The organism is Actinomyces sp. zg296 (assembly GCF_009829695.1).
GTDB classification, from domain to species: Bacteria; Actinomycetota; Actinomycetes; order Actinomycetales; family Actinomycetaceae; genus Actinomyces; species Actinomyces marmotae.
Window position 1 is genome coordinate 15,514 of the sequence record NZ_VWPG01000013.1, and the last position, 23,813, is coordinate 39,326.

The 23,813-nt window shown below is 72.7% G+C and carries 17 protein-coding genes; 9 read left to right on the forward strand and 8 right to left on the reverse strand.

Annotated features, from left to right (window positions below; all coding sequences use genetic code 11):
• Nucleotides 1-2: 2 nt before the first annotated feature.
• The 3 genes from purH (at nucleotide 3) to GVV76_RS09425 (ending at nucleotide 3,763) form a co-directional block, all read left to right on the forward strand.
• A complete protein-coding gene (purH, locus tag GVV76_RS09415; protein ID WP_159626626.1) occupies nucleotides 3-1,784 on the forward strand; it encodes a bifunctional phosphoribosylaminoimidazolecarboxamide formyltransferase/IMP cyclohydrolase in 1,782 nt (593 codons plus the stop codon).
• 99 nt (nucleotides 1,785-1,883) lie between these two features.
• A complete protein-coding gene (locus GVV76_RS09420) occupies nucleotides 1,884-2,261 on the forward strand; it encodes a DUF3017 domain-containing protein (protein ID WP_235905512.1) in 378 nt (125 codons plus the stop codon).
• A 152-nt stretch (nucleotides 2,262-2,413) separates the two neighbouring features.
• A complete protein-coding gene (locus GVV76_RS09425) occupies nucleotides 2,414-3,763 on the forward strand; it encodes a dicarboxylate/amino acid:cation symporter (RefSeq protein ID WP_159626628.1) in 1,350 nt (449 codons plus the stop codon).
• Nucleotides 3,764-3,789: 26 nt separating this feature from the next.
• Here the strand turns inward: GVV76_RS09425 and GVV76_RS09430 are convergent, their stop codons facing one another.
• Together GVV76_RS09430 and GVV76_RS09435 are read right to left on the reverse strand one after the other, a co-directional pair.
• Nucleotides 3,790-5,652, reverse strand: coding sequence for an amino acid ABC transporter ATP-binding/permease protein (locus GVV76_RS09430; protein ID WP_236263372.1), 1,863 nt, complete (start codon nucleotides 5,650-5,652; stop codon nucleotides 3,790-3,792).
• Nucleotides 5,649-7,466 (reverse strand): ABC transporter ATP-binding protein/permease, encoded by a 1,818-nt coding sequence (locus GVV76_RS09435; RefSeq protein WP_159626630.1) that lies wholly within the window; start codon nucleotides 7,464-7,466, stop codon nucleotides 5,649-5,651. Before GVV76_RS09435 ends, GVV76_RS09430 begins: the two co-directional genes overlap by 4 nt.
• A gap of 198 nt (nucleotides 7,467-7,664) precedes the next feature.
• Here GVV76_RS09435 and GVV76_RS09440 point away from each other — a divergent pair, with 198 nt between their 5' ends.
• On the forward strand, nucleotides 7,665-8,654 hold the full coding sequence (locus GVV76_RS09440) for a malate dehydrogenase (protein WP_159524235.1): 990 nt from the start codon (nucleotides 7,665-7,667) through the stop codon (nucleotides 8,652-8,654).
• Nucleotides 8,655-8,813: 159 nt separating this feature from the next.
• The gene (locus GVV76_RS09445; protein WP_159626632.1) at nucleotides 8,814-9,104 is read left to right on the forward strand and encodes a hypothetical protein; all 291 of its coding nucleotides are present in this window, start codon (nucleotides 8,814-8,816) and stop codon (nucleotides 9,102-9,104) included.
• A gap of 51 nt (nucleotides 9,105-9,155) precedes the next feature.
• Here the strand turns inward: GVV76_RS09445 and GVV76_RS09450 are convergent, their stop codons facing one another.
• Nucleotides 9,156-9,674 (reverse strand): hypothetical protein, encoded by a 519-nt coding sequence (locus GVV76_RS09450; protein ID WP_159626634.1) that lies wholly within the window; start codon nucleotides 9,672-9,674, stop codon nucleotides 9,156-9,158.
• Nucleotides 9,675-9,740: 66 nt separating this feature from the next.
• Here GVV76_RS09450 and GVV76_RS09455 point away from each other — a divergent pair, with 66 nt between their 5' ends.
• Complete coding sequence (locus GVV76_RS09455; protein WP_159524233.1) at nucleotides 9,741-10,106, forward strand: GntR family transcriptional regulator; 366 nt, start codon at nucleotides 9,741-9,743, stop codon at nucleotides 10,104-10,106.
• A gap of 85 nt (nucleotides 10,107-10,191) precedes the next feature.
• Here the strand turns inward: GVV76_RS09455 and GVV76_RS09460 are convergent, their stop codons facing one another.
• Nucleotides 10,192-11,613, reverse strand: a complete 1,422-nt coding sequence (locus GVV76_RS09460; protein ID WP_159626636.1) for a hypothetical protein — start codon at nucleotides 11,611-11,613, stop codon at nucleotides 10,192-10,194.
• Nucleotides 11,614-11,914: 301 nt separating this feature from the next.
• Here GVV76_RS09460 and GVV76_RS09465 point away from each other — a divergent pair, with 301 nt between their 5' ends.
• From GVV76_RS09465 to GVV76_RS09475, 3 genes are all read left to right on the forward strand, one after another.
• Complete coding sequence (locus tag GVV76_RS09465) at nucleotides 11,915-13,306, forward strand: hypothetical protein (RefSeq protein WP_159626638.1); 1,392 nt, start codon at nucleotides 11,915-11,917, stop codon at nucleotides 13,304-13,306.
• Nucleotides 13,306-14,328 carry a hypothetical protein gene (locus GVV76_RS09470; protein ID WP_159626640.1) on the forward strand — a complete coding sequence of 341 codons (1,023 nt, stop codon included), beginning with the start codon at nucleotides 13,306-13,308 and terminating at the stop codon, nucleotides 14,326-14,328. Before GVV76_RS09465 ends, GVV76_RS09470 begins: the two co-directional genes overlap by 1 nt.
• A gap of 102 nt (nucleotides 14,329-14,430) precedes the next feature.
• The gene (locus GVV76_RS09475) at nucleotides 14,431-15,366 is read left to right on the forward strand and encodes a tetratricopeptide repeat protein (protein WP_201292231.1); all 936 of its coding nucleotides are present in this window, start codon (nucleotides 14,431-14,433) and stop codon (nucleotides 15,364-15,366) included.
• A 96-nt stretch (nucleotides 15,367-15,462) separates the two neighbouring features.
• On the opposite strand, the gene GVV76_RS09480 is transcribed toward GVV76_RS09475, so the two are convergent.
• From GVV76_RS09480 to treS, 4 genes are all read right to left on the reverse strand, one after another.
• Nucleotides 15,463-17,826: a glycogen/starch/alpha-glucan phosphorylase gene (locus tag GVV76_RS09480; RefSeq protein WP_159524229.1), complete on the reverse strand. Its 2,364-nt coding sequence runs from the start codon at nucleotides 17,824-17,826 to the stop codon at nucleotides 15,463-15,465.
• A gap of 232 nt (nucleotides 17,827-18,058) precedes the next feature.
• Nucleotides 18,059-20,308 (reverse strand): 1,4-alpha-glucan branching protein GlgB, encoded by a 2,250-nt coding sequence (glgB, locus tag GVV76_RS09485; protein ID WP_235905498.1) that lies wholly within the window; start codon nucleotides 20,306-20,308, stop codon nucleotides 18,059-18,061.
• Nucleotides 20,309-20,404: 96 nt separating this feature from the next.
• Entirely contained in the window at nucleotides 20,405-21,955 is a 1,551-nt protein-coding gene (locus tag GVV76_RS09490; RefSeq protein WP_159626642.1) for a phosphotransferase, read from the reverse strand.
• Nucleotides 21,952-23,766 (reverse strand): maltose alpha-D-glucosyltransferase, encoded by a 1,815-nt coding sequence (gene treS, locus GVV76_RS09495; protein WP_442858372.1) that lies wholly within the window; start codon nucleotides 23,764-23,766, stop codon nucleotides 21,952-21,954. Before treS ends, GVV76_RS09490 begins: the two co-directional genes overlap by 4 nt.
• Nucleotides 23,767-23,813: the final 47 nt, after the last annotated feature.

The following is a 23,813-nucleotide window of genomic DNA, read 5'->3' on the forward strand; positions in this document are numbered from 1 at the left end:
TCGTGACCGCCTCACCGGCCCCCTCAGCCCCGACCAGCGTGCCCACCGCCCACGTCCCCACCGAGGGACTGGTCAATCCCGACGTCGTCCCCGTGCGCCGCGCGCTCGTCTCCGTCTACGACAAGACCGGCCTCGTCGAGTTCGCCACCGCCCTGGCCGCCGCCGGCGTCGAGATCGTCTCCACCGGCTCCACGGCCGCCACCATCGCCGCCGCGGGCATCGCGGTCACCGGCGTCGAGCGGGTCACCGGCTTCCCCGAGTGCCTCGAGGGCCGCGTCAAGACCCTCCACCCCGCCGTCCACGCCGGCATCCTCGCCGACCGCCGCAAGCCCGACCACCTCGCCCAACTCGACTCCCTGGGCGTGTCCCCCCTCGACCTCGTCGTCGTCAACCTCTACCCCTTCGCCGCCACCGTCGCCTCCGGCGCGCCCTTCGACGCCTGCGTCGAGCAGATCGACATCGGCGGCCCCTCCATGGTCCGCGCCGCCGCCAAGAACCACCCCGGCGTCGCCATCCTGACTTCCCCCGACCAGTACGCCGAGGCCGTCCAGGCCATCGCCGACGGCGGGTTCTCCCTCGCCCAGCGCCGCCGCCTCGCCGCGGCCGCCTACGCCCACACCGCCGCCTACGACGCCGCCGTCGCCACCTGGTTCGCGCAGCAGACCGAGGCCGACGGCGCGGGAGCCGGCACCGCGGCCGATGCCGAGGGCCCGGTCGCGCCCCCCGCCTACGCCGGCGCCGCCTACGAGCGCCTCGCCGCCCTGCGCTACGGCGAGAACCCCCACCAGGGCGCCGCCGTCTACACCGCCCCAGGGGCGCGCGGGGGAGTGGCCAACGCCCGGCAGTTGTCCGGCAGGGCCATGAGCTACAACAACTACACGGACACCGACGCCGCCTTGCGCGCCGCCTACGACCACGACGGCGAGGTCTGCGTGGCTATCATCAAGCACGCCAACCCCTGCGGCGTGGCCATCAGCCCCAGTGGTGATGTCGCGCAGGCCCACCGCCTCGCCCATGCCTGCGACCCCGTGTCCGCCTTCGGCGGCGTCATCGCCACCAACGCCACCGTCACCGCCGCCATGGCGCATCAGATCAAGCCGATCTTCACCGAGGTCGTGGCCGCTCCCGCCTTCGAGGACGAGGCCCTGGAGATCCTCAGGGCCAAGAAGAACCTGCGCGTTCTCGCCGTCGAGCCGCCCGAGCGCGAGGGATGGGAGATCAAGCAGATCTCCGGAGGCGCCGTCATCCAGGAGCGCGACGCCTATCAGGCCGGTGACGATGACCCCGCCGCCTGGACCCTCGCCGCCGGCCATCCCGCCGATGAGGCCACCCTAGCCGACCTCCGCTTCGCCTGGCGGGCCATCCGCTCGGTCAAGTCCAACGCCATCCTGCTGGCCTCCGGCGGGGCCACCGTGGGCGTGGGCATGGGCCAGGTCAACCGCGTCGACTCCTGCCGCCTGGCCGTCGAGCGCGCCAACACGCTCGGCGCCCGCTCCACCGGCGACGCCGCGGCGCCCGCCTCCGCGTCCGGTGAGACCGGGGCCGTCGGCGGGGGCGACGCCGGCCGGATCCTCACCGGTCCCGCCCCCGAGCGGGCCCGGGGGGCTGTGGCCGCCTCCGACGCCTTCTTCCCCTTCGCCGATGGCCTGCGGGTCCTCATCGACGCCGGTGTGCGCGCGGTCGTCCAGCCCGGCGGCTCCATCCGCGACGAGGAGGTCATCGCCGCCGCCAAGGCCGCGGGCGTGACCATGTACCTCACCGGGCAGCGCCACTTCTTCCACTGAGGCCGCCGCTCCCGGCCAGCCGCGCCCGGCCCGCCGCTCCCGCCCCGCCGCTCCCGGCCCGGCGCGGCCGGGCTGGGGGCGGGGCGATAGGGTGGGCGCGTGAGCCAGGAGGGGGACAGCGCGGCCAGCGCCAGCACCACGGGTGGGCCCTCCGCGGGACCCGCGGATGAGCGCCCCCGGCGGGGCGTGGCCCCGCCGCGCAGCCGCGCCCATCAGACCTACCGGACCGCCGGCGTCGTCGCCGTGGCGGTGAGCCTCGCCGTCGTTCCCGTCATCAGCCTGCTGGGCCGCCAGCGGCTCGGCGTCATCGCGCTGGTGGCCCTGCTCCTCACCCTCGTCGTCATGCGCTTCCAGCGCCCCCAGGGCACCTGGATCTCCGCGCGCTCACGGCTCTTCGACGTCGTCTTCGGCGCGCTGCTCGCCCTGGCGCTCCTCGTGCTCGCCCCCTACGCGGACCTCCCGCGCATCTTCGGCTGAGCCCCGGCGCCCGGCGGGCGGCACCGGGGCCTCGCGCCATCCCGGATGGCAGACGCCCCCGCCCGCGCGGCGGTGAGTGTGAGATCCTGCCCCGCTGTCACAGTCATCACGCGCTCACGCGGCGATCCCCTTGGTATCTGGAAGGCCCCAACATGTCCAACGCACAGCCCGCCGCGCGTAAGCGCCGCATGAGGGGCGGCATTCTCCTGTGGGTGATTGTCGCGATCCTCCTGGCCGTCATCCTCGGCTCCATCCGCGTGGGCGGCGACCCCATCATCCCGGCGCCCCTGGGCCGCGTCTTTGCCACCTTCTCGGCGATCTTCAGCCAGTTCCTGCAATTCGCGATCCCGCTGATCATCATCGGCCTGGTCACCCCCGCCATCGCCGACCTCGGGCACGGGGCCGGCAAGTGGCTGGGCGTTACCACCACCGTCGCGTACGCCTCCACCCTCTTCGCGGGCTTCGTCACCTACGCGACCTGCGCGGCCCTGTTCCCCACGCTCCTGTCCGGCGTGACGCTCGGCAACGTCTCCGAGCCCGGGAGCGCCCTGGAGAGCTTCTTCACCCTTCAGATCGCCCCGCCGCTGGAGGTCCTGACCGCCCTCATCCTCAGCTTCGTTATGGGCATCGGCCTCTCGCTCGTGCCCCGCGGCGTGCTGCGCAAGGGATTCATCGATTTCCGCGCCATCATCACCCGCCTCATCGAGGCGATCATCATCCCCCTCCTGCCGCTGCACATCTTCGGCATCTTCCTCAACTTCGCCTACACGGGCGAGGCCTGGGCCGTCATGAAGACCCTCGTGCGCGTGGTCGTCGTCGTGCTCGTCCTCGAGGTCGTCATCCTGGCGTGCCAGTACACCGCCGCCGGGGCCATCGGCCGCAAGAACCCGCTCAAGGCCATCCTCACGCTGCTGCCGGCCTACATGACGGCCCTGGGCACCTCGTCCTCCGCGGCGACCATCCCGGTCACGCTGCGCCAGACCAAGAAGCTGGGCGTGTCCGACGCCGTCGCCTCCTTCGTCATCCCCCTGTGCGCCACGATCCACCTGGCCGGCTCGACGTCGAAGATCTTCGCCTTCGCCTTCGCCATCGCCTTCACCCAGGGCCTGACGATCAGCACCGCCCAGTGGATCGGCTTCATCTTCATGCTCGGTATCACTATGGTCGCGGCCCCCGGCGTCCCCGGCGGCGCGATCGCGGCGGCCTCAGGCCTCATCGCCTCCATGCTGGGCTTCAACGACGCCCAGGTCGGGCTCATGTTCGCCACCTACATCGCCATGGACTCCTTCGGCACCGCCACCAACGTCACCGGTGATGCCGCCATCGCCATCGCCATCGACCGCTTCGCCGACGGCCGCCTCGGCCGCGAGGGGGACCCGGAGAACGCCCGAGAGCTCGCCTTCGACGGCATGGCCTACCTCGACAGCGTGAGCGTCGAGGGCGTGGTCAGCCCCGAGGACCTGGCCGCCTCCAGGGCCGCGGCGGGCTATCCCGGCGATTGAGGCCGAGCCGGGGCCGCGGCCCTCTCTCACCCCTCCCGGGCCACCAGCCTGGCCAGCGCCCCGCCCGCTGACATGAGCGCGGCGGGGGTGCCCTGCTCGACGACGCGGCCCCCATCGAGGACGGCCACGTGGTCCGCCCCGCCCACCCACTGCAGGCGGTGCGTGATCTCCACGACTGTCGTGCCGGCCAGGCGTTCGCGCACGCGGGAGCGCACCCGGGCGTCGAGCGCCGGGTCCAGGTGCGAGGTGAACTCGTCCAGGACGATGACCCCGGGGCGGGCCAGCAGCGCCCGCGCCAGCGCTAGCCGCTGGCGCTGCCCGCCGGACAGCGAGGCCCCGCGCTCGCCGATCATCGTGCCGTAACCAGACTCCAGGGCCTCGATGTCGTCATGGATCCCGGCGTCCTGGCAGGCCCGCCGCGCCTCCTCCTCGCTCGCGCCCGGCGCGGCCAGCCGCAGGTTGTCCAGGACGCTGGCCCGAAAGAGGTGCGCGCTCTGGCTGACCAGGGCCACCTCGCGACGCAGGCAGTCCCCCCTCAGTCCCCGGATGTCGACGCCGTCCAGGAGGATCCGGCCCGCCGCGGGGTCGTCGAAGCGCAGCGCCAGATGGCCCATGGTGGTCTTGCCCGAGCCGGAGACCCCCACGAGGCAGGTCCACCGGCCCGCCGCCGCGCGCACGGACACGTCATCGAGCGCGAGCCTCGGTGAGCCCGGGTAGGCGTAGGAGACGCCCTCCCACACGAGCTCATGGGAGCCCGCCCTGGCCAGCTCCCCCTGCCCGTCCACGACCTCGATGGGGGAGTGGGCGGTGGCCCACACCCTCTCGGCCGCGGCGAAGGAGGCGTTGAGCGCGGCGGCGAGCTCCTCCACGCCCCGCGCCGTCTCGGCCAGGCGCACCACCGCCGCCACCCCGCCCGCCAGGGCGGCCGCGGAGAAGGCCCCCGCGCGCACGCCGTCGGCGCCCACGAGGATCATCGCGGCGGGGCCCGCGAGCGCGAGCAGCTGGGCGCCGCCCCGACGCAGTGCCGTCCAGCGCCGCGCCGGGGCTCCGGCGGCCTGAATGGCGCGGTCGATCGCGCCCATCTCCTCGAGACGCTCCTCCGCGCGCCCGTAGCCCACCACCTCGGCCATTCCCTGAATGGAGTCCGTGACGTGCTGAGTCAGCCCGGCCCGCTCCACCACTGCCCGACGCGAGGAGGCCAGCGACGCCCGCCACCCGAGCGCCGGCACGACCCCGATCGCCGCGGCGAGGAAGGCCAGGGCGGTCAGGGCCACGGGCCAGGATGTCGTCGCCCCGACGATGCCCACCACGCTCAGGGGCACGACGACGGCGCTGACGGCGGGGGCGAAGGTGTGGGCGAAGAACACCTCGATCCGGTCGACGTCCTTTGTGGCGCGCGCCAGCAGGTCCCCTGAGCGCGCCTCCAGCATGACCCTCGGGGCGCGGGGGATGAGCGCGGCGAAGATCTCCCCGCGCAGCAGCTCCAGGGCTTTGAAGGCCACGAAGTGCCCGAGGAACTGCTCGCCGTAGCGCAGCGCCGCCTTGAGCAGGGAGGCAAGCGCGAGCTGCCCGGCCAGGTCCCAGGGGATGCCGATGTGCGCCCCGGAGGCGGCCTGCGCGCCCGCGCGGACGACGGCGACCGCCCCGATTGCCATGATGGCGCAGCCCAGGAGGAGGTCGGCGATGCGGCACAGCGTCGAGCCCACCAGGGGCGCTAGGACCGGCCGCGTCACGCCCAGGAGCCAGCCGATGAGCGCGCGGCGGCTCGGCGGGGGGAGTGGGGAGGACGGGGCGAATGCCGACTCGTTGGCCCCACCCGGGCGGGTCCGCGCCATCCGGGCGTCCTGCGCCCCGGGGCCGCCTCGCTCGCGTCTTGCGCTGGTGCTCATCGCCGGCCCCTTCCCGCCCCGTGCCCGGGCTCGGTGGCCGCCCCGTTGTCCGGGCGCGCGCCGGGCTCGGTGGCGATGAGGTGCCCGCCCTCGACGGTGATGACGCGATCAGCCCCGGTCAGCGCGCCGGCGCGGTGCGAGACCGTCATGACGGCGCGCCCGGCGGAGACCCGCTCGATCGCCTCGATGATCGCGGCCTCCCCGGCCAGGTCCACCTGGCTGGTCGGCTCGTCCAGGAGCAGGACGGGCCGGTCGGCGAGCACCGCCCGCGCCAGGGAGACGCGCTGGGCCTGGCCCCCGGACAGGCCCAGGCCCCGCTCACCCACGAGGGTCTGGAGGCCCTGGGGCATCGCCCGCACCTCCTGGGCGAGATTGGCCGTGGCCAGCGCCTCCCACAGCTCATCGTCGCTGGCCAAGGGCGCCGCGAGCCGGAGGTTGGAGGCGATGGTGCCGGAGAAGAGCCAGGTGGACTGCGCCACCAGGGCGCTCGCGGCGCGGACCCGTTCCTGCTCGGTGGCGCCCGACCCCGGCGCCAGCGCCTCGCCGTTGACCTCCACGGCGCCGGCTGAGGGGAGGAGATCGCCCTTGAGCAGGGCCATGAGCGTGGACTTACCCGATCCGGAGGGGCCGACGACCGCCACGTGCTCGCCGGGCTCCACCTCGAGGTCAATGCCGTGGAGCACCTCGGCGCGCCCCCAGGTGGCGCTCGCCCCTCGCAGGCGGATCGCCCTGGAGGGCCCCACCTCCCCCGGGGCCTCGGATGGTCCTGGCGGCCCCGCCGGCTCAGGAGCCCCCGCCGCCTTCGACGGCCCCCGCGCCGCCGCGCCGCCCGGGCCCGAGGAGGACAGGATGCGGCGGATGACCCGCTGGTTGGCCAGGCCTCCCATGCCGACGTAGAAGAACGCCCCCACGTGGTCCAGTGGCTCGAGCAGGACGAAGGAGGTCAGCACGATCGCCAGCGCATCGCCGACGCCGATGGCCCCCGAGCTCAGCCGCGCCACGGCGCTGACCGCGGCCACCGAGATGAGGAAGAGGGAGAAGAGGGAGTCGGTGACCAGGATGACGAGCTGGTTGCCGGCCAGCAGGCGCATGACCGCGCGCCGGTTGCCCTCCCCGGCTTCGCGCAGCCGCTCGTGCGTGCGCCGCGCCGCACGGGCCAGCGTAAGGGTGGTCAGGCCCTGGATGGCGTCGAGGTACTCCGCGCTCAGGCGCGCCCGGCTCCTGCGCGATCCCGAGGATGACGACCTCAGCGTCTTGTGGAAGCCGATGATGAGCGCGGGCACGCCGACGACGGCGAGGGCCAGCACCGCGGAGGGGACCGGGTCCACCGCGATGCCCAGCTCGGCGAGTACGAGGGCCGGGGCGAGCCCCGCGGCGATCGTCGGGGCGAGGAAGGTCTGCCGGTACAGCGCCACGCGCTCGGCGCCGTCGGCCAGCACCGACACGGTCGATCCGGTGCGCTGCTGGGCCGCGCGGGCCGGGCCGAGCCGCATGAGGTGGGAGAGCACCCTGCGGCGCAGCGCCGCCTCCTCTCGGGCCGCGCTGCCCAGGGACACCGCCCGCGCCCCCGCCGCCGCCAGCGCCGAGACCGCGCCGGCGGCCAGCGCCCAGGCCAGGTGCTCGCCCGGGGCACCGCCCTCGATGAGCGCGCCGAGCGCCCGCCCGGCCGAGATGAGCGACCAACCCTGCGCCAGGGAGGCCAGGACGGTCAGGCTGAAGGAGATCAGATTCGCCCGCCTGGACGACGGCGTCGCCAGCGGGGGTCGTGAGGGGGAGGGGCGGGTGCGGGACGGGAGCGCGGTGGGGGCGGACATGCGGCCTATTGTGCTGCGGGTCATAGGGTGAGTGCTAAAATTGCAGCCCCATCGTCCCGTCATCGCGGGGGCCCGGGCTCGTAGGCTTCTCCCATATGGTCGGCCTATCGCGGCCGGCACTCCGCAACAGCACGGTGATCGCACTGCGACAGCCCAGTCCAGCGCCGTGACAGCACCGCCCCGATCAAAGGAGACACCATGGCCAACGCCCCCGTGAACATCACGATCACCGGCGCCGCCGGCAACATCGGCTACGCCCTTCTCTTCCGCATCGCCTCCGGCGCCCTCCTCGGCCCGGACCAGCGGGTCAACCTGCGCCTGCTCGAGATCCCCCCGGCCATCAAGGCCGCCGAGGGCACCGCCATGGAGCTCTTCGACTCCGCCTTCCCGACGCTGGGCTCCATCGACATCTTCGACGACGCCAAGGCCGCCTTCGAGGGCGCCAACATCGCCTTCCTCGTCGGCTCCATGCCCCGCAAGGCCGGAATGGAGCGCGCCGACCTGCTGTCCGCCAACGGCGGCATCTTCGGCCCCCAGGGCGAGGCCATCAACGCCGGCGCCGCGGACGACATCAAGGTCCTCGTCGTGGGCAACCCGGCCAACACCAACGCCCTCATCGCCGCCTCCCACGCCCCGGACGTCCCGGCCTCCCGCTTCACCGCGATGACCCGCCTGGACCACAACCGCGCCCTGGCCCAGCTCGCCATGAAGGCCGGCTGCCACGTCACCGACATCGACAAGGTCACCGTCTGGGGCAACCACTCCACCACCCAGTACCCCGACCTCACGCAGGCCACCGTCAAGGGCCAGCCCATCACGGACCTGCTCGCAGACCGCGCCTGGGTGGAGGAGGACTTCATCCCCACCGTCGCCAAGCGCGGTGCCGCCATCATCGATGCGCGCGGCGCCTCCTCGGCCGCCTCGGCGGCCTCGGCGGCGGTCGACCACGTCCGCGACTGGTGCCTGGGCGTCAAGGGCTACTCCTGGACCTCCTCCTCGATCATGTCCGATGGCTCCTACGGCGTGCCCGAGGGCATCATCTCCTCCTTCCCCTGCACCGTGGAGAACGGCGAGTGGAAGATCGTTCAGGGCCTCGAGATCGACGAGTTCTCGCGCGCCAGGATCGACGCCTCCGCCGCCGAGCTCATCTCCGAGAAGGAGTCCGTCGCCTCGATGAACCTCATCTGAGGAACCCGTCGTCCAGACCCTGACGACGCCTCGACCGGCCCCCTCGTCCCGTCCCCGACCGGCGAGGGGGCCGGTCGCGTCGTCGTCGGCCCCCTGACCCGGGGCGTGGCCTCCCCGCCGCCTTGGAGCGCGGCGCGTCGCTGTGCTGGAATCAGCGGCATGGCACGCCGCAGCTCCAAGCGGCCCTACAGGGCCGGGCACATCCCCCTCAACTTGGGGCGCCTGGCCTCCGTGCCGCGCAGCCAGACCGGACCGGGGGGAGCGGAGTTCACCGTCCGGCATGTGCGCGGCGGCGCCAAGGACTACACCTGTCCGGGTTGCCATCGGCGCATCGTTCCGGGCACCCCGCATGTGGTGGCCTGGTCCAATGAGTCCCTCTTCGGGGCGGACCGCGGGCTGGAGGAGCGCCGGCACTGGCACGCCTCCTGCTGGGAGCGCCGCCTCTGGTAGCCGCGGGCCCGCGCCGCGCAGCGCCCCTGATCCCGGGCGCGCGGGCCCGACTCAGACGAGGGGAGTGCCTGAGCGCCCCTCCCAGCCGGGCAGGAGCCGGTCCAGGGCGAAGCGCAGCGGCACGACATCGCCGTCGCGCCCGCCCTCCCCGATCGTCAGGGGAACCGGATCCGGGCTCGGGCAAACGCCGAGCAGCCTGTCCCTCAGCCCTAGTTGGCGGGTGAGGATGTAGAAGCGCCCCTCGACGTCGATCGCCACAGTCCTATCGGCGCGCAAGTACCAGCCCCTCAGCGGAGTGCGCGCGCTGCCGCCGCCATAGCCCTTGGCCCTCAGCGCCACCGGCTCCAGGCCCTCCGCGGAGGCGGCGCTGAGGAAGGCTCGCACGATCCGCTCCGCCCGGGCGGTCTCGGCCGATCGGGAAGCCCGGAGCATCCGGGCCCTCTGGGCAGCGGCCTCACGGCGCCGGGCGGCCCAGTCCGCCTCCTCGGGATCCCCTGGCGCGGCCGCTGGGGGATCCGGGCGCTCCGGGGCCGGGAGGCCGTGGTCGGGGGAGGGCTGGACGCCGGGCATGACCCAAGCCTAAAGCGAGTCGTCAATGAGGCCACCGGGGAGTGCCGGATGGCGCAGACTGGAAGCATGTCCGAACCAGCCCGACTGCGCATCCGCCTCAACTCGGGATCCCCGTCCCCGGTCTTCGAGCAGATCTGCGATGCCGTGCGCCGCGACATCGCCTTGGGCCGCCTCCCCGCCGGAACCAGGCTCCCAACGACGCGGGCCCTGGCCGCCGAGATCGACGTCGCCGTCAACACCGTGGCCAAGGCCTACCGCGAGCTGGAGCTGGAGGGGGTCATCGAGGGCAGGGGCCGGCAGGGCACCTTCGTCATCGACCCCTCCGGGACCGCCGCCGAGCGCGAGGCCCTGCGCTGCGCCCACGCGCTGCGCGACCTCGGGGTGAGCCGTGAGAAAGCGCTCGACCTCCTGACGCGCGCGTGGGGCTCCTGACGGCTCAGGAGCCCCACGGCGTGATGCGCGTTGGTGTCGCGGCGACGTTCGTGGTGCCCGCGCGCAGCGGGCGCCACGAGGCGGATCAGGGCTTCTTCTTCGCCCCCTGCTTCGCCGAGGGCTTGTTGGCGCCCTCCTGGGAGGACTGCTTGGCGGCCTTCCCGGCCCCGGGCTCGGCCTCCTCGCTCGCGGCGTCCTGGGGGGACTGCGCCGACCGGGCGGCGCCGCCGACCACCGGGGCGGGCGCGTGGACGAGCGCGGAGTCACCGAGGATTCCGCGCATGTCCTCCAGGTAGGCGGCGATCGAGTCGCGCTGGCGCTCGAGCTCATCGATCTGGCGGCGCACCGCCGAGGTCTGGGCGTCAGCGTCGGCGCGGGTGTCCTCCAGGAGCTGCTCAGCCTGCTCGCGCGCCTCGCGCACGATCTCGTCAGCCTTGTTCGTGGCCTCCTCGTAGCGGGTGCGGGCCTCGGCGTCGGTGCGGGCGCGCACCTTCTCCGCGCGATCGAGGGCCTCCTGGAGGCTCGCCTCCGCCTGGGCGGTCTGGGCCTGGGCCTCCTCGACCATCTGGCGGATCGACTCCTGGGTCTCCTGATGGGCCTTGGAGTCCTCGGTCGCGGCGGCCTCGTGCTGGCTGGCGATCTCCAGGGCGGCCTGCTGACGGAGCTCGGCCACCTCGGAGCGGGCCGCCTCCGCCTCCGCCTTGGCGTTGCGAACGAGGGACTCCGCCTCGGCCTTGGCGTTGCGAACGAGGGACTCCGCCTCCGTGCGGGCCTTCTCCACGGCCAGACGCGCCTCCTCGCGCGAGGAGGTCAGCAGCGCCTCGGACTCCTCCGTGGAGGTCCGGCGCAACTGCTCGGCGGCGGCCTCCGCCTCGTCACGGGTCGCGGCGGCCTGCTGATCGGCGGCGACGGTGGTCTCCGTGGCCTGCTTGTTGGCCTGGGCGATGACGAGGGAGGCCTCGCGCTCGGCCGAACTGCGGGCCTCGGTGGCGGCGGTCTGTGCGTCCGTGGTCGCCTTGGCGGCGGTGCGCTCGGCCGCGGCCACCATCTCGTCGGCGCGGGCCTGGGCGTTGGCGAGCGTCGTCGCCGCCTCCGCCTGGGAACGGCTGGTGAGCTCGCCGGCCTCGCGGCGGGCGTCCGCCACGAGAGTGGCGGCCTCGGAGGAGCTGCGCTCCTGGAGGCGCTTGGCATTGGTGCGGGTGCGGGAGAGCAGGGCCTCGGCCTCGGCATTGGCCTTGGACATCACGGTGGCGGACTGCTCCTCGGCGCTGCGCAGCAGCTGCTCGATGCGCGATCCGAGACCGGCATAGGTCGGCTTGTCGGCCTCGCGCAGACGACGGCGCGCGTCGGCCAGCTCGCCGCTGAGCGTCATCGCTCGCTGATCGAGATTGGCGACCTCGCGGCGCGCGTCAGCCAGCTGCCGCACCAGGGACTCGATGCGCTGCTCGACCTGCGCGCGGTCGTAGCCGCGCATCGTCACGGCGAACTCATAGGTCTCGTCGGACACTGTGTCTCCATTTCTTATAATGTGGGGCGGCGCCCCGGCTCAGGGACAAGGGTAGGACTCTGGACGGCTCGGCCGCGACCTCGGAATCCCTTGGGGTTTCCAGATTACTCTGCGATGGCTCCCAGGTCACTCCCAGGGTTTTCAGAACACGTCCGCCCAGGGCGCCGGGTTGTGTGATGTTCCCCAGGATGGTGGGAATCCGGTGCGTCGGCATGGGATTCTGGGCATCAATGCCCCGTTCCGCCCAGCGTCACGCCCGGGACGCGGGGGACCAAACGCCGAGTCCGAGGAGTTCAGCGTCGTGAATCGACGACTCTTGAGCGCGATCGTCGCCGCTGCTGGCCTGATCGTCATCGCTCTGGCCGTCTGCTTCGCCACAGTGTGGCGTCCCAGCTCGACCATCGAAGCCACCCTTCCCACGTCGCCCGAGCAGAACTACGCCGTCACCGCCCCAGGCGTCCTCAACCTGATCGACTCATCGGTGACGATCAAGGCCACCGCCGCCGATGGCTCCTCGCCAGTCGTCATCGCCGTCGGCCACGAGGCGGACGTCAAGGCCTGGCTCGCGCGGGACCCGTACCTGTCGGTGACCGGCCTGGCCGACGAGAAGACCCTCCAGGCCTCTCCCGTGACGGAGGCCTGCGACTCCTCGGGAGCCTGCTCGGAGGCGACGCCCTCCAACGCCGACCCCACCTCCTCTGACCTGTGGAGCGACAAGGCCAAGGGCACGGGCTCGGCGTCGGCCGTCGTCAACGTCAGCTCTTCGGACATGGTCGCGCTCATCGCCACGGACGGCTCGGGCCCCGCGCCGTCGGTGTCTCTGTCGTGGGAGCGGACGGTGTCCACGTGGTGGTTCATGCCCAGCTTGATCCTGGGCGGCCTACTCATCCTCGTCGGGGTGTTCGGCCTGCTCCTCGACTTCCAGAACCGCCGGGTGGAGGCTGAGCGCCGCAACCGCGCGGCTGAGCGGCAGGCCCGCCTCGACGCCGCCGATGGCGTGCCGACCGCGGCGGTGCCCAGCGTCGAGGACCCGGACCGCCCGTTGACCCGCCGGGAGAAGCGGGACAAGGAGCGCGCCGAGCGGCAGGGCGAGGAGTGGGTGGACCCGCGCACCGGCCGCGCCTACGTCGGTGGCGTCGAGGTCCCCTCGATCCCCTCGTCCCCCGAGGCCCTCACCGCCCAGGGCGCCGGGGCGGCGAGCGCGGCTCCGAGCATCAGCGCGACCTCCAACGATCCCCACTCCGGCGCGCCCGCCACGACGCCCCCCAGCGGCGGCGCCGCGGGCGCCCTGGGCGCCCCCGATGAGGCGGGCTGGGGTGGCCCGCGCCCGGACCAGGGCGGTGGGATGACAGCGCATGAGCGCCCCTGGGAGAGCGCGACGGCATCCCTGCCGCCGCTCGGCCCCGCCGAGCCCGTGGATTACTTCGGCACCGCCATCCTCGGGGGCGATGGCGCCCAGGCGCTGCGCCCGGCGCCCTCGATGATCCCGGGTTCTGCTCCCTACTTCCAGGTGGATGACCCGCGGGGCTCGAGCGCCTCGGCGGCGCCGCCCGCGTCCCCGCCCGTCGATCTGCCCGCGCACAGGGCCGGCTCATCGGGCCCCTCCACGGAGGACCTGGGCGAGCTCGGGCTGGGCAGGAGCGCGGACGGCCAGGGCGCCGGTGGCGCCCGGGATGACAAGGAGACCATCTGATGACCACGCGCCGTTTCTTCCTCGGGGGCATGACCGCCTCGGCCGTCGCCGCGACGCTGGCCGCCTGCGGGCAGGAGATCACCACCACGCCCGTGGCTGCCACGGGCACGCCCGGGGCCTATTCGGCGCTCGACTCCGAGCGCCTGACCTCCATCCTGGAGCGGATCAAGACGGGCCTGGCCCAGGCGGATACCGCCCGCACCGCCGACTCCCTCAACGGCTACCTGGTGGGGCCCGCCGCCCGTGGCCGCGCCGAGCAGTACGCCGTGGCCTCGGCCCTGGGGGACGACACGCGGATCAGCCAGATCGTCCTCGACTCCGCGGCGGGCGCCGCCAGCCTGGCCGAGGGCTTCCCGCGCGCCGCCGTCGTGGTGTCCCAGCAGCCCGAGGCGGCCAAGGCGCCCTGGATCATGGTGCTGTCGCAGGAAGACGCCAGGGACAACTTCGGGCTGTGGGCCTGGGGCCAGCTCTTCCCCGGTGCGCGCGTGCCCGGGACCCCGACCGCCGCGGCCGGGACCCAGGCCATCACCGCGGACTCCACCGGGCTGGTCTCCACCCCCGCTGAAGTCTTGGCCGCCTACGTCGACGCCCTCAACAACCCCTCGGGCGACAACGCGACCACGTTCGCCAATGACCAGGACCGCATTCGCTCACAGGTCGCCACGGACCGGTCCATCAACGACCAGGTCTCCGCCGCGGGCACGGTCACGGTCACGGCGACGGCGGGCACCGATGGCTTCCGTGGCCTGCGGACCGCCGACGGCGGGGCGATCGTCATGACCACCCTCGGCTACACCACGGAGTTCAAGCGCACCGTCAAGGACGCCGGCTTCCAGGCCGGGCCGACGCTCGGCAAGATGCTGGGAGGCGATGACGCGGTCCGCGGCACCGTCACCGCCTCCTACGACGCGATGATCGCCTTCTCGATCCCCGCCGAGGGGAGCTCGGAGGCCCCCGCCGCGCTGGGCGGATCCGTGGTCCTCGCCTCCGTGACCAGGGACGACTCGAAGTCTCCCGCCTGATCCCCATCCCGGTGCCCGGGGCGCGCGCATGGCGCCGCCCCGGGCGCGCCCATTGACCGGTACCCGCCCGCGAGCAGCGGGCCCGATCCAGGAAGGCCGCCCATGAGCATGTTCGGCGCCGTTGATCTGTCCTCCCTCGCCCCGCGCCCCACCGCGAGCCCCGCGCCGGGAGCCCCCGCGGCGACGCAGGCCCCGCCGGCCGGTCAGGCCGGGGGCATCCCCGCCCCCCTGATCGTTGACATCGACGCCCAGGCCCTGCGCGATATCGCGGAGATCTCCTCGCGGGTCCCCGTCGTCATCATCTGCCACAGTCCTCGCAGCGAGGCCGCTACCCAGGCCGTGGCGATGCTGGGGCGCCTGGCCGAGGAGTACGCGGGCCGCTTCGAGCTCGCCCGCCTCGACGTCGACGCCTCCCCGGAGGTCGCCCAAGCCCTCGGGGTGCAGGCGGTCCCCACCTGCGTTGCCCTCCTCGCCGGTCAGCCCGTGCCCCTGGCCCAGGGCGCGGTCGGCGAGGAGCAGGCCCGCGCCCTGCTCGACCAGCTCCTCCAGGTCGCCGCCGCCAACGGCGTGACGGGCCGCCTCGCGCCGGGCGCCCCCGCTGCGGACGATCCCGAGGAGCCCGCGGAGACTGAGGTCGAGCGCGCCGCCCGTGAGGCCATCGAGAAGGGGGACTGGGCCGGCGCCGAGGCCGTCTACGACCACGCCATCGCCAACAGCCCTGCGGACGCCGGCCTCAAGACCGCCCGCGCCCAGGTGCGGATGCTCGCCCGCATGGACGGCCAGGACCCCGCGGCGCTGCTCGCTGCCGCCGACGCCGCCCCGGAGGACCTCGACGCCGCTCTGGCGGGGGCGGACGCGGCTCTCGCCGCGGGGGATGTCGAGGGCTGCCTCGCCCGGGCGCTCGACGCCGTCGCCCGTCACGGCGGTGATGAGCGCGAGACCGCTCGCCTGCGCCTTCTGGAACTCTTCGAGATCATCGGCGCCAGCGCCCCCGAGGTCCAGGCCGCGCGCCGCCGCCTCGCCACGATCCTGTACTGACGCGGACCCGCCTGTATTGACGCGGACCCGGCTGCCCGCCCGCGCGCAGCGGGAGGCCCGCCGCCCCGAGGGGCGGCGGGCCTCCTACTGCCGGCCTCAGGCGATGGGCGTGGGGCTGATTCCCCAGACCTTCGCGTAATCGCTGATGGTGCGGTCTGAGGAGAAGCGGCCCGAGCGGGTGATGTTGATCCAGGCCCGGCGCTGCCAGGCGCGCTGGTCGGCGTAGTCGGCGGCCATGCGGTCCTTGGCCTCGCGGTAGGCCGCGAAGTCGCCCAGGACGTAGTAGACGTCGGCGGGCTCATAAGTGGCCTCGAAGATCGAGCGGCGCAGGTCCGCGAACCAGCCGGAGCCGTTGTCATCCAGGGTGCCGTCGATGAGGGCGTCGAGGACCCGCTTGAGGCCCGGGACGTTCTCGTAGTGCCAGGCCGGGTCGTAGCTCTCGCGCAGTGCGGGCAACTCGTCCTCGGTGGCGCCGAAGATGTAGGCGTTCTCGGGGCCGACGGCCTCAAGGATCTCCACGTTCGCGCCGTCGAGCGTGCCCAGGGTGAGGGCGCCGTTCATCATGAACTTCATGTTGGACGTGCCCGAGGCCTCCTTGCCGGCCATCGAGATCTGCTCGGAGACGTCGGCCGCCGGGATGATGTGCTCGGCGGGGGAGACGTTGTAGTTGTGGACGAACACGACCTTGAGGGTCTTGGAGATCACCGGGTCGTTGTTGATCAGCTCGCCGATGGTGTTGATGAGCTTGATGATGCCCTTGGCGCGGATGTAGCCGGGGGCGGCCTTCGCGCCGAAGATGAAGACGCGCGGCGGGACCACGAGCGTGGGGTCGTCCTTCATCCGGAAGTACAGGTCGAGGATGTAGAAGGCGTTGAGCAGCTGGCGCTTGTACTCGTGCAGGCGCTTGATCTGGACGTCGAAGATCGCGTCGGGGTCGATCTCGATGCCCTCGCGCGCCTTGATCCAGTCGGCGAAGTCGGCCTTGTTGGCGCGCTTGACCTCGGCCAGGCGGTCCAGGACGGCATCGGTGGCGGCGCCGTCGAAGCCCTGCAGGGCGGACAGGTCACGGACCCAGGCGTCCGAGCCGGTGACCTCGTCCAGGAGGGCGGACAGGCGCGGATTGCACTGGCGCAGCCAGCGGCGCGGGGTGACGCCGTTGGTCTTGTTGTTGAAGCGCTCGGGCCAGATCGCGTGCCACTCCTTGAGGGTGTCGCGCTTGAGGATCTCGGTGTGCAGGGCGGCGACGCCGTTGATGGAGTAGGAGGCGTAGCAGGCGATCCAGGCCATGTGGACGCGGCCGCCGGAGATCGGCGCGATGTAGTCGATGGTCGCCTGGTCGATGCCGCGGGCGGCTAGGTCGTCACGGAAACGGCGGTCGATCTCGCGCACGATCTCCATGATGCGCGGGAAGAGCTTGTCGAAGATGGAGATCTCCCAGGTCTCCAGGGCCTCGGCGAGCACCGTGTGGTTGGTGTAGGCGAAGGTCCTGGACACGACCTCCCAGGCCTGCTCCCAGCCCAGGTGGTGCTCGTCGAGCAGGATGCGCATGAGTTCGGGGATGGCGAGCACCGGGTGGGTGTCGTTGAGCTGGATGGAGTTGAACTCGGCGAAGCCGGACAGGTCCGCGCCGTGGTGGGCGATGTAGTTGTCGACGATCTCCTGCAGGGAGGCCGAGCAGAAGAAGTACTGCTGGCGCACCCGCAGCACCTTGCCCTCGTAGGTGGTGTCGTTGGGGTAGAGGACGCGGGAGATGTCCGCGGTGCGCTCGCGCTCGACGATCGCGTCGGTGAAGCGCTGGGAGTTGAAGGCCTCGTAGTCGAACTCCTCGATCGCCTCGGCTCTCCACAGGCGCAGGGTGCCCACGTTCCTCGTGCCGTAGCCGGTGATCGGCATGTCGTAGGGCACGGCGCGCACGGTGAGGTCGTTGTAGCGCACGATGCGGGCGCACTCCTCGCGGCGGATGACGAAGGGGTAGCCCTCCTCCATCCACGGGTCGGGGTGCTCGGTCTGGAAGCCGTCGGAGAAGAGCTGCTTGAACAGGCCGTAGCGGTAGAGGATGCCGTAGCCGGTCACGGGCAGGTCGAGGGTGGCGCAGGAGTCGAGGAAGCAGGCGGCCAGGCGGCCCAGGCCCCCGTTGCCCAGCGCGGCGTCGGGCTCCTGCTCAAGGATCTCGGACAGGTTCTGGCCGAAGGCGCCGATCGCCTCGCGGGCCTCCTCGACCAGCCCGAGGTTGGTCAGGTTGTTGAGCAGCGCCCGCCCCATGAGGAACTCGGCGGAGAAGTAGTGCTCCATCCGGCCCGCCTGGTAGGCGCGGGTGGTGGCGTACCAGTCGTCCGCGATGGCGTCGACGACGGCGGAGGACAGACCCTGCCAGACCTCCATCGGCGTGGAGGCGTCGGCGGGGCGACCGGAGACGGCGCGGATTTGAGAGGGAACCGTCGCCATCAGGTTCTTCGTCATAGTTCTTCCCTTGTCGGACATGGGTTCGGATGGCTGCAAGCAACTTGCAGAACTCGCTCAGATCGTACACGCAGCCGCTCCCCATGCCAGGTGGTAGAGCCAGCGGGGGGCCGGTCGGCCGGTCTGATCACCGCGGCCATGCCAAGCCAGGGGCGGGCCCGCGCGGGCCCGCCCCTGGTGCGGCGGCGCATGATCCCCGGGGTCTTTGACGATGACCCCGGGCATGGCCCTCTTAGTCGCGGGTCGGGCGCAGGAAGACGGCCCCCATCGGGGGGATCCGCAGGCGGACGGAGGCCGGGCGGCCGTTCCACGGGAGTTCCTCGGCCTCGACATGGCCGAGGTTGCCCACCCCGGAGCCGCCGTAGATCTCCGAATCGGTGTTGATGATCTCATCCCAGCCGCCGGCGAAGGGCAGGCCGACCCGGTACCCCTCGTGCGGGGCGCCGGCGAAGTTGACGATGCAGACCACCAGGTCGCTGGAGCCGTCGGGGCCGGTGCCTTTGCGCAGGTAGGAGATGACGTTGTGGTCGCCGTCGCCGGCCTCGATCCACTCGAAGCCGCGGTGGGAGAAGTCATCGGCCCACATGGCCGGGGAGGAGGTGTAGAAGTGGTTGAGGTCGGTCACCAGGCGCAGCAGGCCGGCGTGACCCGGGTCGTCCAGGAGCCACCAGTCCAGGGAGTTATCCGCGTTCCACTCGGCGCCCTGACCGATCTCCTGGCCCATGAACAGCAGCTGCTTGCCGGGGTGCGACCACTGGTAGGCGTACAGGGCGCGCAGTCCCGCGAGTTCCTGCCAGGCGTCGCCGGGCATGCGCGACAGCAGCGAGCCCTTGCCGTGGACGACCTCGTCATGGCTCAGCGGCAGGATGAACTGCTCGGAGAAGGCGTAGACGAGGGAGAAGGTCAGCTCGCCGTGGTGGTAGCGGCGGTTGATCGGCAACTCCTGCAGGTAGCGCAGGGTGTCGTTCATCCATCCCATGTTCCACTTGAGCCCGAAGCCGAGGCCGCCGTAGTTCGTGGGGGCGGTGACCCCCGGCCAGGCGGTCGACTCCTCGGCGGCCATGATGATGCCGGGGTTCTTACGGTAGGCGGTGGCGGTGGCCTCCTGGAGGAAGCTGATGGCCTCCAGGTTCTCCCTCCCGCCGAACTGGTTGGGGGCCCACTGGCCGTCCTGGCGCGAGTAGTCCAGGTAGAGCATGGAGGCGACGGCGTCCACGCGCAGGCCGTCCACGTGGAACTCGCCGAGCCAGTACAGGGCGTTGGCCACGAGGAAGTTGCGGACCTCGTTGCGCCCGAAGTTGAACACGTAGGTGCCCCAGTCCGGGTGCTCGCCGCGGCGGGGGTCGGGGTCCTCGTACAGGGGGGTTCCGTCGAAGCGGGCCAGGGCCCACTCATCCTTGGGGAAGTGGGCCGGGACCCAGTCGAGGATGACGCCGATGCCGGCCTGGTGGAGGGCGTCGATGAGGTACTTGAAGTCGTCCGGCGTGCCGAAGCGCGCGGTGGGGGCGTAGTAGCCGGAGACCTGGTAGCCCCATGAGCCGCCGAAGGGGTGCTCGGCCACCGGCATGAGCTCGACGTGGGTGAAGCCCGCCTCCTTGACGTAGGGGACGAGCTGGTCGGCTAGGCCCCGGTAGCCCAGGCCCTGGCGCCATGAGCCGATGTGGACCTCGTAGATGCTCATGGGGCCCGAGTGCGGGTCGGTGGCGCTGCGGCGCTCCATCCACTCCTGGTCCCCCCACTCGTGGACGGCGGTGGTGACCACGGAGGCGGTGGCCGGGGGGACCTCGGTGGCGCGGGCCATCGGGTCCGCCTTCTGGTGCCAGGAGCCGTCGGCGAAGCAGATCTCGAACTTGTAGCGGGCCCCCACGCCGACGCCGGGGATGAACAACTCCCACACGCCTGACGAGCCGAGCGAGCGCATGGCCGAGGCGGTGCCATCCCAGTAGTTGAAGTCACCGACGACGCGCACGGCCCGCGCGTTGGGGGCCCACACGGCGAAGGCCGTGCCGTCGACGCCGCCCATGGGGCCCTCATAGTGCTTGAGGTGGGCGCCGAGCACCTCCCACAACTCCTCGTGGCGGCCCTCGGAGATGAGGTAGGTGTCCATCTCACCCAGGGTGGGCATGAAGCGGTAGGGGTCGTCGACCCGGGTGGTCTCCTCGCCGTAGGTGACGTCGATGCGGTAGTCCGGCACTGACTCCCCGGGCAGGACGGCGACCCAGACGCCGTCCTGCTCGTGCGCGGCGGGGAACTCGCCCTCGGGGGTGATCACCGAGACGGAGTCGGCGAGGTGGCGCACGGTGCGCACGGTCACGCCGTTGGCGCCGACGTGGGCCCCGAGGACCTCATGCGGGTTGTGGTAGCGCGCGTAGGCGACATCCGCGAGGATCCAGGGCTCGACCTCGACAGGGGAGGGGGAGCCTGTCTCGGTATTGGGGGCGGGGGACTGCGAGGGGGACCCGGTGGGTGTGGCGTCGGTCATGATCGTGATTCTTCCATGGCTGGGTGAGCTGATGCGAGGGATTGAGGTCTCCGGTCGCATCGGACGAGGGAGGGGGGAGAGAGGAAAGGGTCGCGATCAGGCTCCCGCCTGGCCGTGGGAGGCGCTTTCATCAGTGCTGCGAGCAGCGACGATGCCGGCCAGGCCCCGTAGCGGGATCGCCAGCCAGTCCGGGCGGTTGCGCGCCTCGTACACGGCCTCGTACAGGGCCTTGTCGAGTTCGAGGGCGGCCAGGAGGACGGACTGGCGCCGCGAGGGGCTCTGCTCCCCGGTCCCGTCCGCGGGAGCGCCCCCGGCGGTCCCGGTGGCCCGGGCGCTCTCAGCGCGGTAGCCGTTCAGGAAGGCGCCGCGGACCGCGGGGAGCCAGTCGGCGCTGGTACTGCCGCCCGCCCCGCCGACCGCCCAGGCGTAGTCGAAGGAGCGCAGCATGCCGGCCACATCCCGCGCGGGCTGATCGGGGCGGGTGCGCTCGGCCAGGGGGCGCAGCGGCTCGCCCTCGAAGTCCAGGACGTACCAGCGCTCGGCGCCGCCGATCTCATGGAGCGCCTGGCCGAGGTGGTAGTCGCCGTGCACCCGGCAGGCGGGCTCGAGGGCGGGCAGGAGGGCCAACTCGGCCAGGAGGGCGTCGATCGCGGCGCCCAGGCCGGGGACCTCCTCGGCCAGGGCCGGGACCTCGCGCATGGCCCAGTCGGCCCGCTCACGCAGGGCGCGGGCCAGCGCCTCCGGCGACTGCGGGGCCGCCTCGCCCAATGAGGAGCGCAGATGAGCGTGCATCTGCGCGGTGGTGGCCCCCAGGTCCGCCGCCAGGGCCAGGGCGCGCTCGCGGGCGGGCCCGGAGCCGCCGTCGGCGGCCAAGGAGCAGAACAACTCGAAGCCGTCGTCAGCCCTGGGGATGAAGGCGCAGGCCACCGCCGTGTCCATCGAGGGGGCGTCCGCCGGGTCGGGCCCGGGAGCCGCGACGACGGACCAGGCCACGGGCATGCGCACGCGGTCCCAGCCGTCGCGCGCGAGGGCCACGGGGACCTCCACGTCCGGGTTGCGCCCCGGGGCGAGCACGCGGAAGAGCTTGACGATGAGGTCGCCGGTGGCGGCGTCCTCCGGGCCCGTGGCCTGCTCGGGGGCGCGGGGAGCGGGCATGATGACGCTCGTGTTCGACTGCTCACCGGTGGTCACGCGCAGCCGCTCGGCGCGCTGGGCGATCGCGGCGGCGCCCTCGGCGCCGAGCACGGTCCCCGCCGCCGCGGCGGCCTCGGCCCAGGCCCGCCAGAAGGCGGGGTGGTGGGCGCCGTCGATGAGCGCGAGCTCGCGGCCCTGGGAGTCGGTCATGAGCAGTCCCTCGGACCCGGGGGCGCCGCCGTCGACGGCGTAGCGCGCCAGGTCCTCGGGCGCCCCCAGGACGAGCGGCACGTGGATGAGTGCCTCGGGGGTCCGGCCCATGGAATCGCCTCGCGGGGCGGCGACGATGAGGTCGCGCGCGCCGGGCGCCAGATCGACGCGGTGGGCCAGCCGCAGCGCCGACGGGGCGGCGTCGCCCTTGAGGGGGAACCAGCGGCGCGCCAGCATCCAGGGCAGCAGGGCTTCCAGGAGTTCCTCATCCGTGGGCCACTGGGTGGGGGTGGCGTTGCTCATCGCGGCTCTCCTGCCTCGTCGTCGTGCCCCGGCCGCGGGCCGGCGCCTTCACCATCGTCTTGATCCCCGCTGCCCTCGTGGCCCCCGTCCTGGCGGGGCAGAACCTCGAGCCAGTAGTAGCCCAGGCCGCCGAGGGTCAGGCGCAGGGAGCCGTCCGCCCCGACGGACGGGAAGGGCCTCCCCCCGAAGACGTCCCGGGTGGCCCTGCCGGCGAGCTCGGGGACGCTGATGCTGACCGCCCGCGGGGTGGCGGCCAGGTTGGCCACGCAGATGAGGGTGGCGCCGCCCTCATCGCCCGGCGCGCCGCCCTCGCTGCGCGTGTGGACCAGGATCGCGGGGTCGGAGGCCTCGCGCAGGGCGAAACCGCCCCGGCCCAGAACCGGGTGGGCGCGGCGCAGGCGCAGGATGCGCCGGGTGAAGTGGAGCAGGGAGTCGGGCCGGCCCATCTCCGTGGCCACGGTCAGGTGCGCGTAGCCGGGTGTCTGGATCAGCGGGAGGGTCAGGGCGCCGGGGTCCACCACCGTGGAGAAGCCCATGTTGGGGGAGTCGTCCCACTGCATGGGGGTGCGCACGGCGTCGCGGTCCTCCAGCCAGATGTTCTCCCCCATGCCGATCTCATCGCCGTAGTAGAGGCAGGGGCTGCCCGGCAGGCTCAGCAGGAGGGCCAGGGCGAGCTCGGTCTCCGCTCGGGAGGCGTCCAGGAGGGGGGCCAGGCGGCGCCGGATACCGATGTTGGCGCGCATCCGCTCCTCGGGCGCGTACCAGGCGTACATGTGGGCGCGCTCCTCCTCGGTGACCATCTCGAGGGTGAGCTCGTCGTGGTTGCGCAGGAAGGTGCCCCACTGGCCGTGGGCGGGGATGTCGGGGGTGCGCTCGAGCACCCAGCGGATCGCCTCGGCCGAGCCCGCGCGCAGGGCGTAGTAGATACGCGGCATCACCGGGAAGTGGAAACACATGGTGCACTCGGGGGTCTCGGCGGTGCCGAAGTACTCCACGACCTCGTGGGGCCACTGGTTGGCCTCGGCGATGGTGATGGTCCCGGGGAACTCGCGGTCGAGCATCGCCCGGATGCCCGCGATGATCGAGTGGGTGGCGGGGAGGTTCTCGCAGTTGGTGCCCTCGGCCTCCGCCAGGTAGGGGATCGCGTCGAGGCGGAACCCGTCCACCCCGGTGCGGGCCCAGAAGCGCACGACGTCGTGCACGGCCTCCACCACGGCGGGGTTGTCGTAGTTGAGGTCGGGCTGGTGGGAGAAGAAGCGGTGCCAGTAGAACTGGCCGCGCTCGACGTCGTAGGCCCAGTTCGACTCCTCGGTGTCCACGAAGATGATGCGCGTGCCCGGGTAGCCGGAGTCGTCGTCGCGCCACACGTAGAAGTCCCCGTAGGGGCCCTCGGGGTCGGACCGGGAGGCCTGGAACCAGGGGTGGGCGTCCGAGGTGTGGTTGAGGACCATGTCGATGACGATCCTCATGCCGCGCTGGTGCGCCTGGTGGACGAGCTCGCGGAAGTCCTCCATGGTGCCGTAGCGCGGGTCGATGGCGGTGTAGTCGGAGATGTCGTAGCCGCCGTCGCGCATGGGGGAGGGGTAGAAGGGCGGGATCCAGATGCAGTCCACGCCCAGCCAGGCCAGGTAGTCCAGGCGGGTGATGAGGCCGGGGATGTCCCCGACGCCGTCGCCGTCGGAGTCCGCGAAGGAACGCAGGAGCGCCTCGTAGAACACCGCGGTGCGGAACCAGTCGGGGTCGGCGTCCAGGCCGGGGCGCGGCTGCTCGGGCAGCACCGGCACGCCCGGGACGGGCGGGACCACCGTCATCGGCGCGGTCCCAGGGGCGGCCACGGGCACCGTCATGGAGGCGGGGC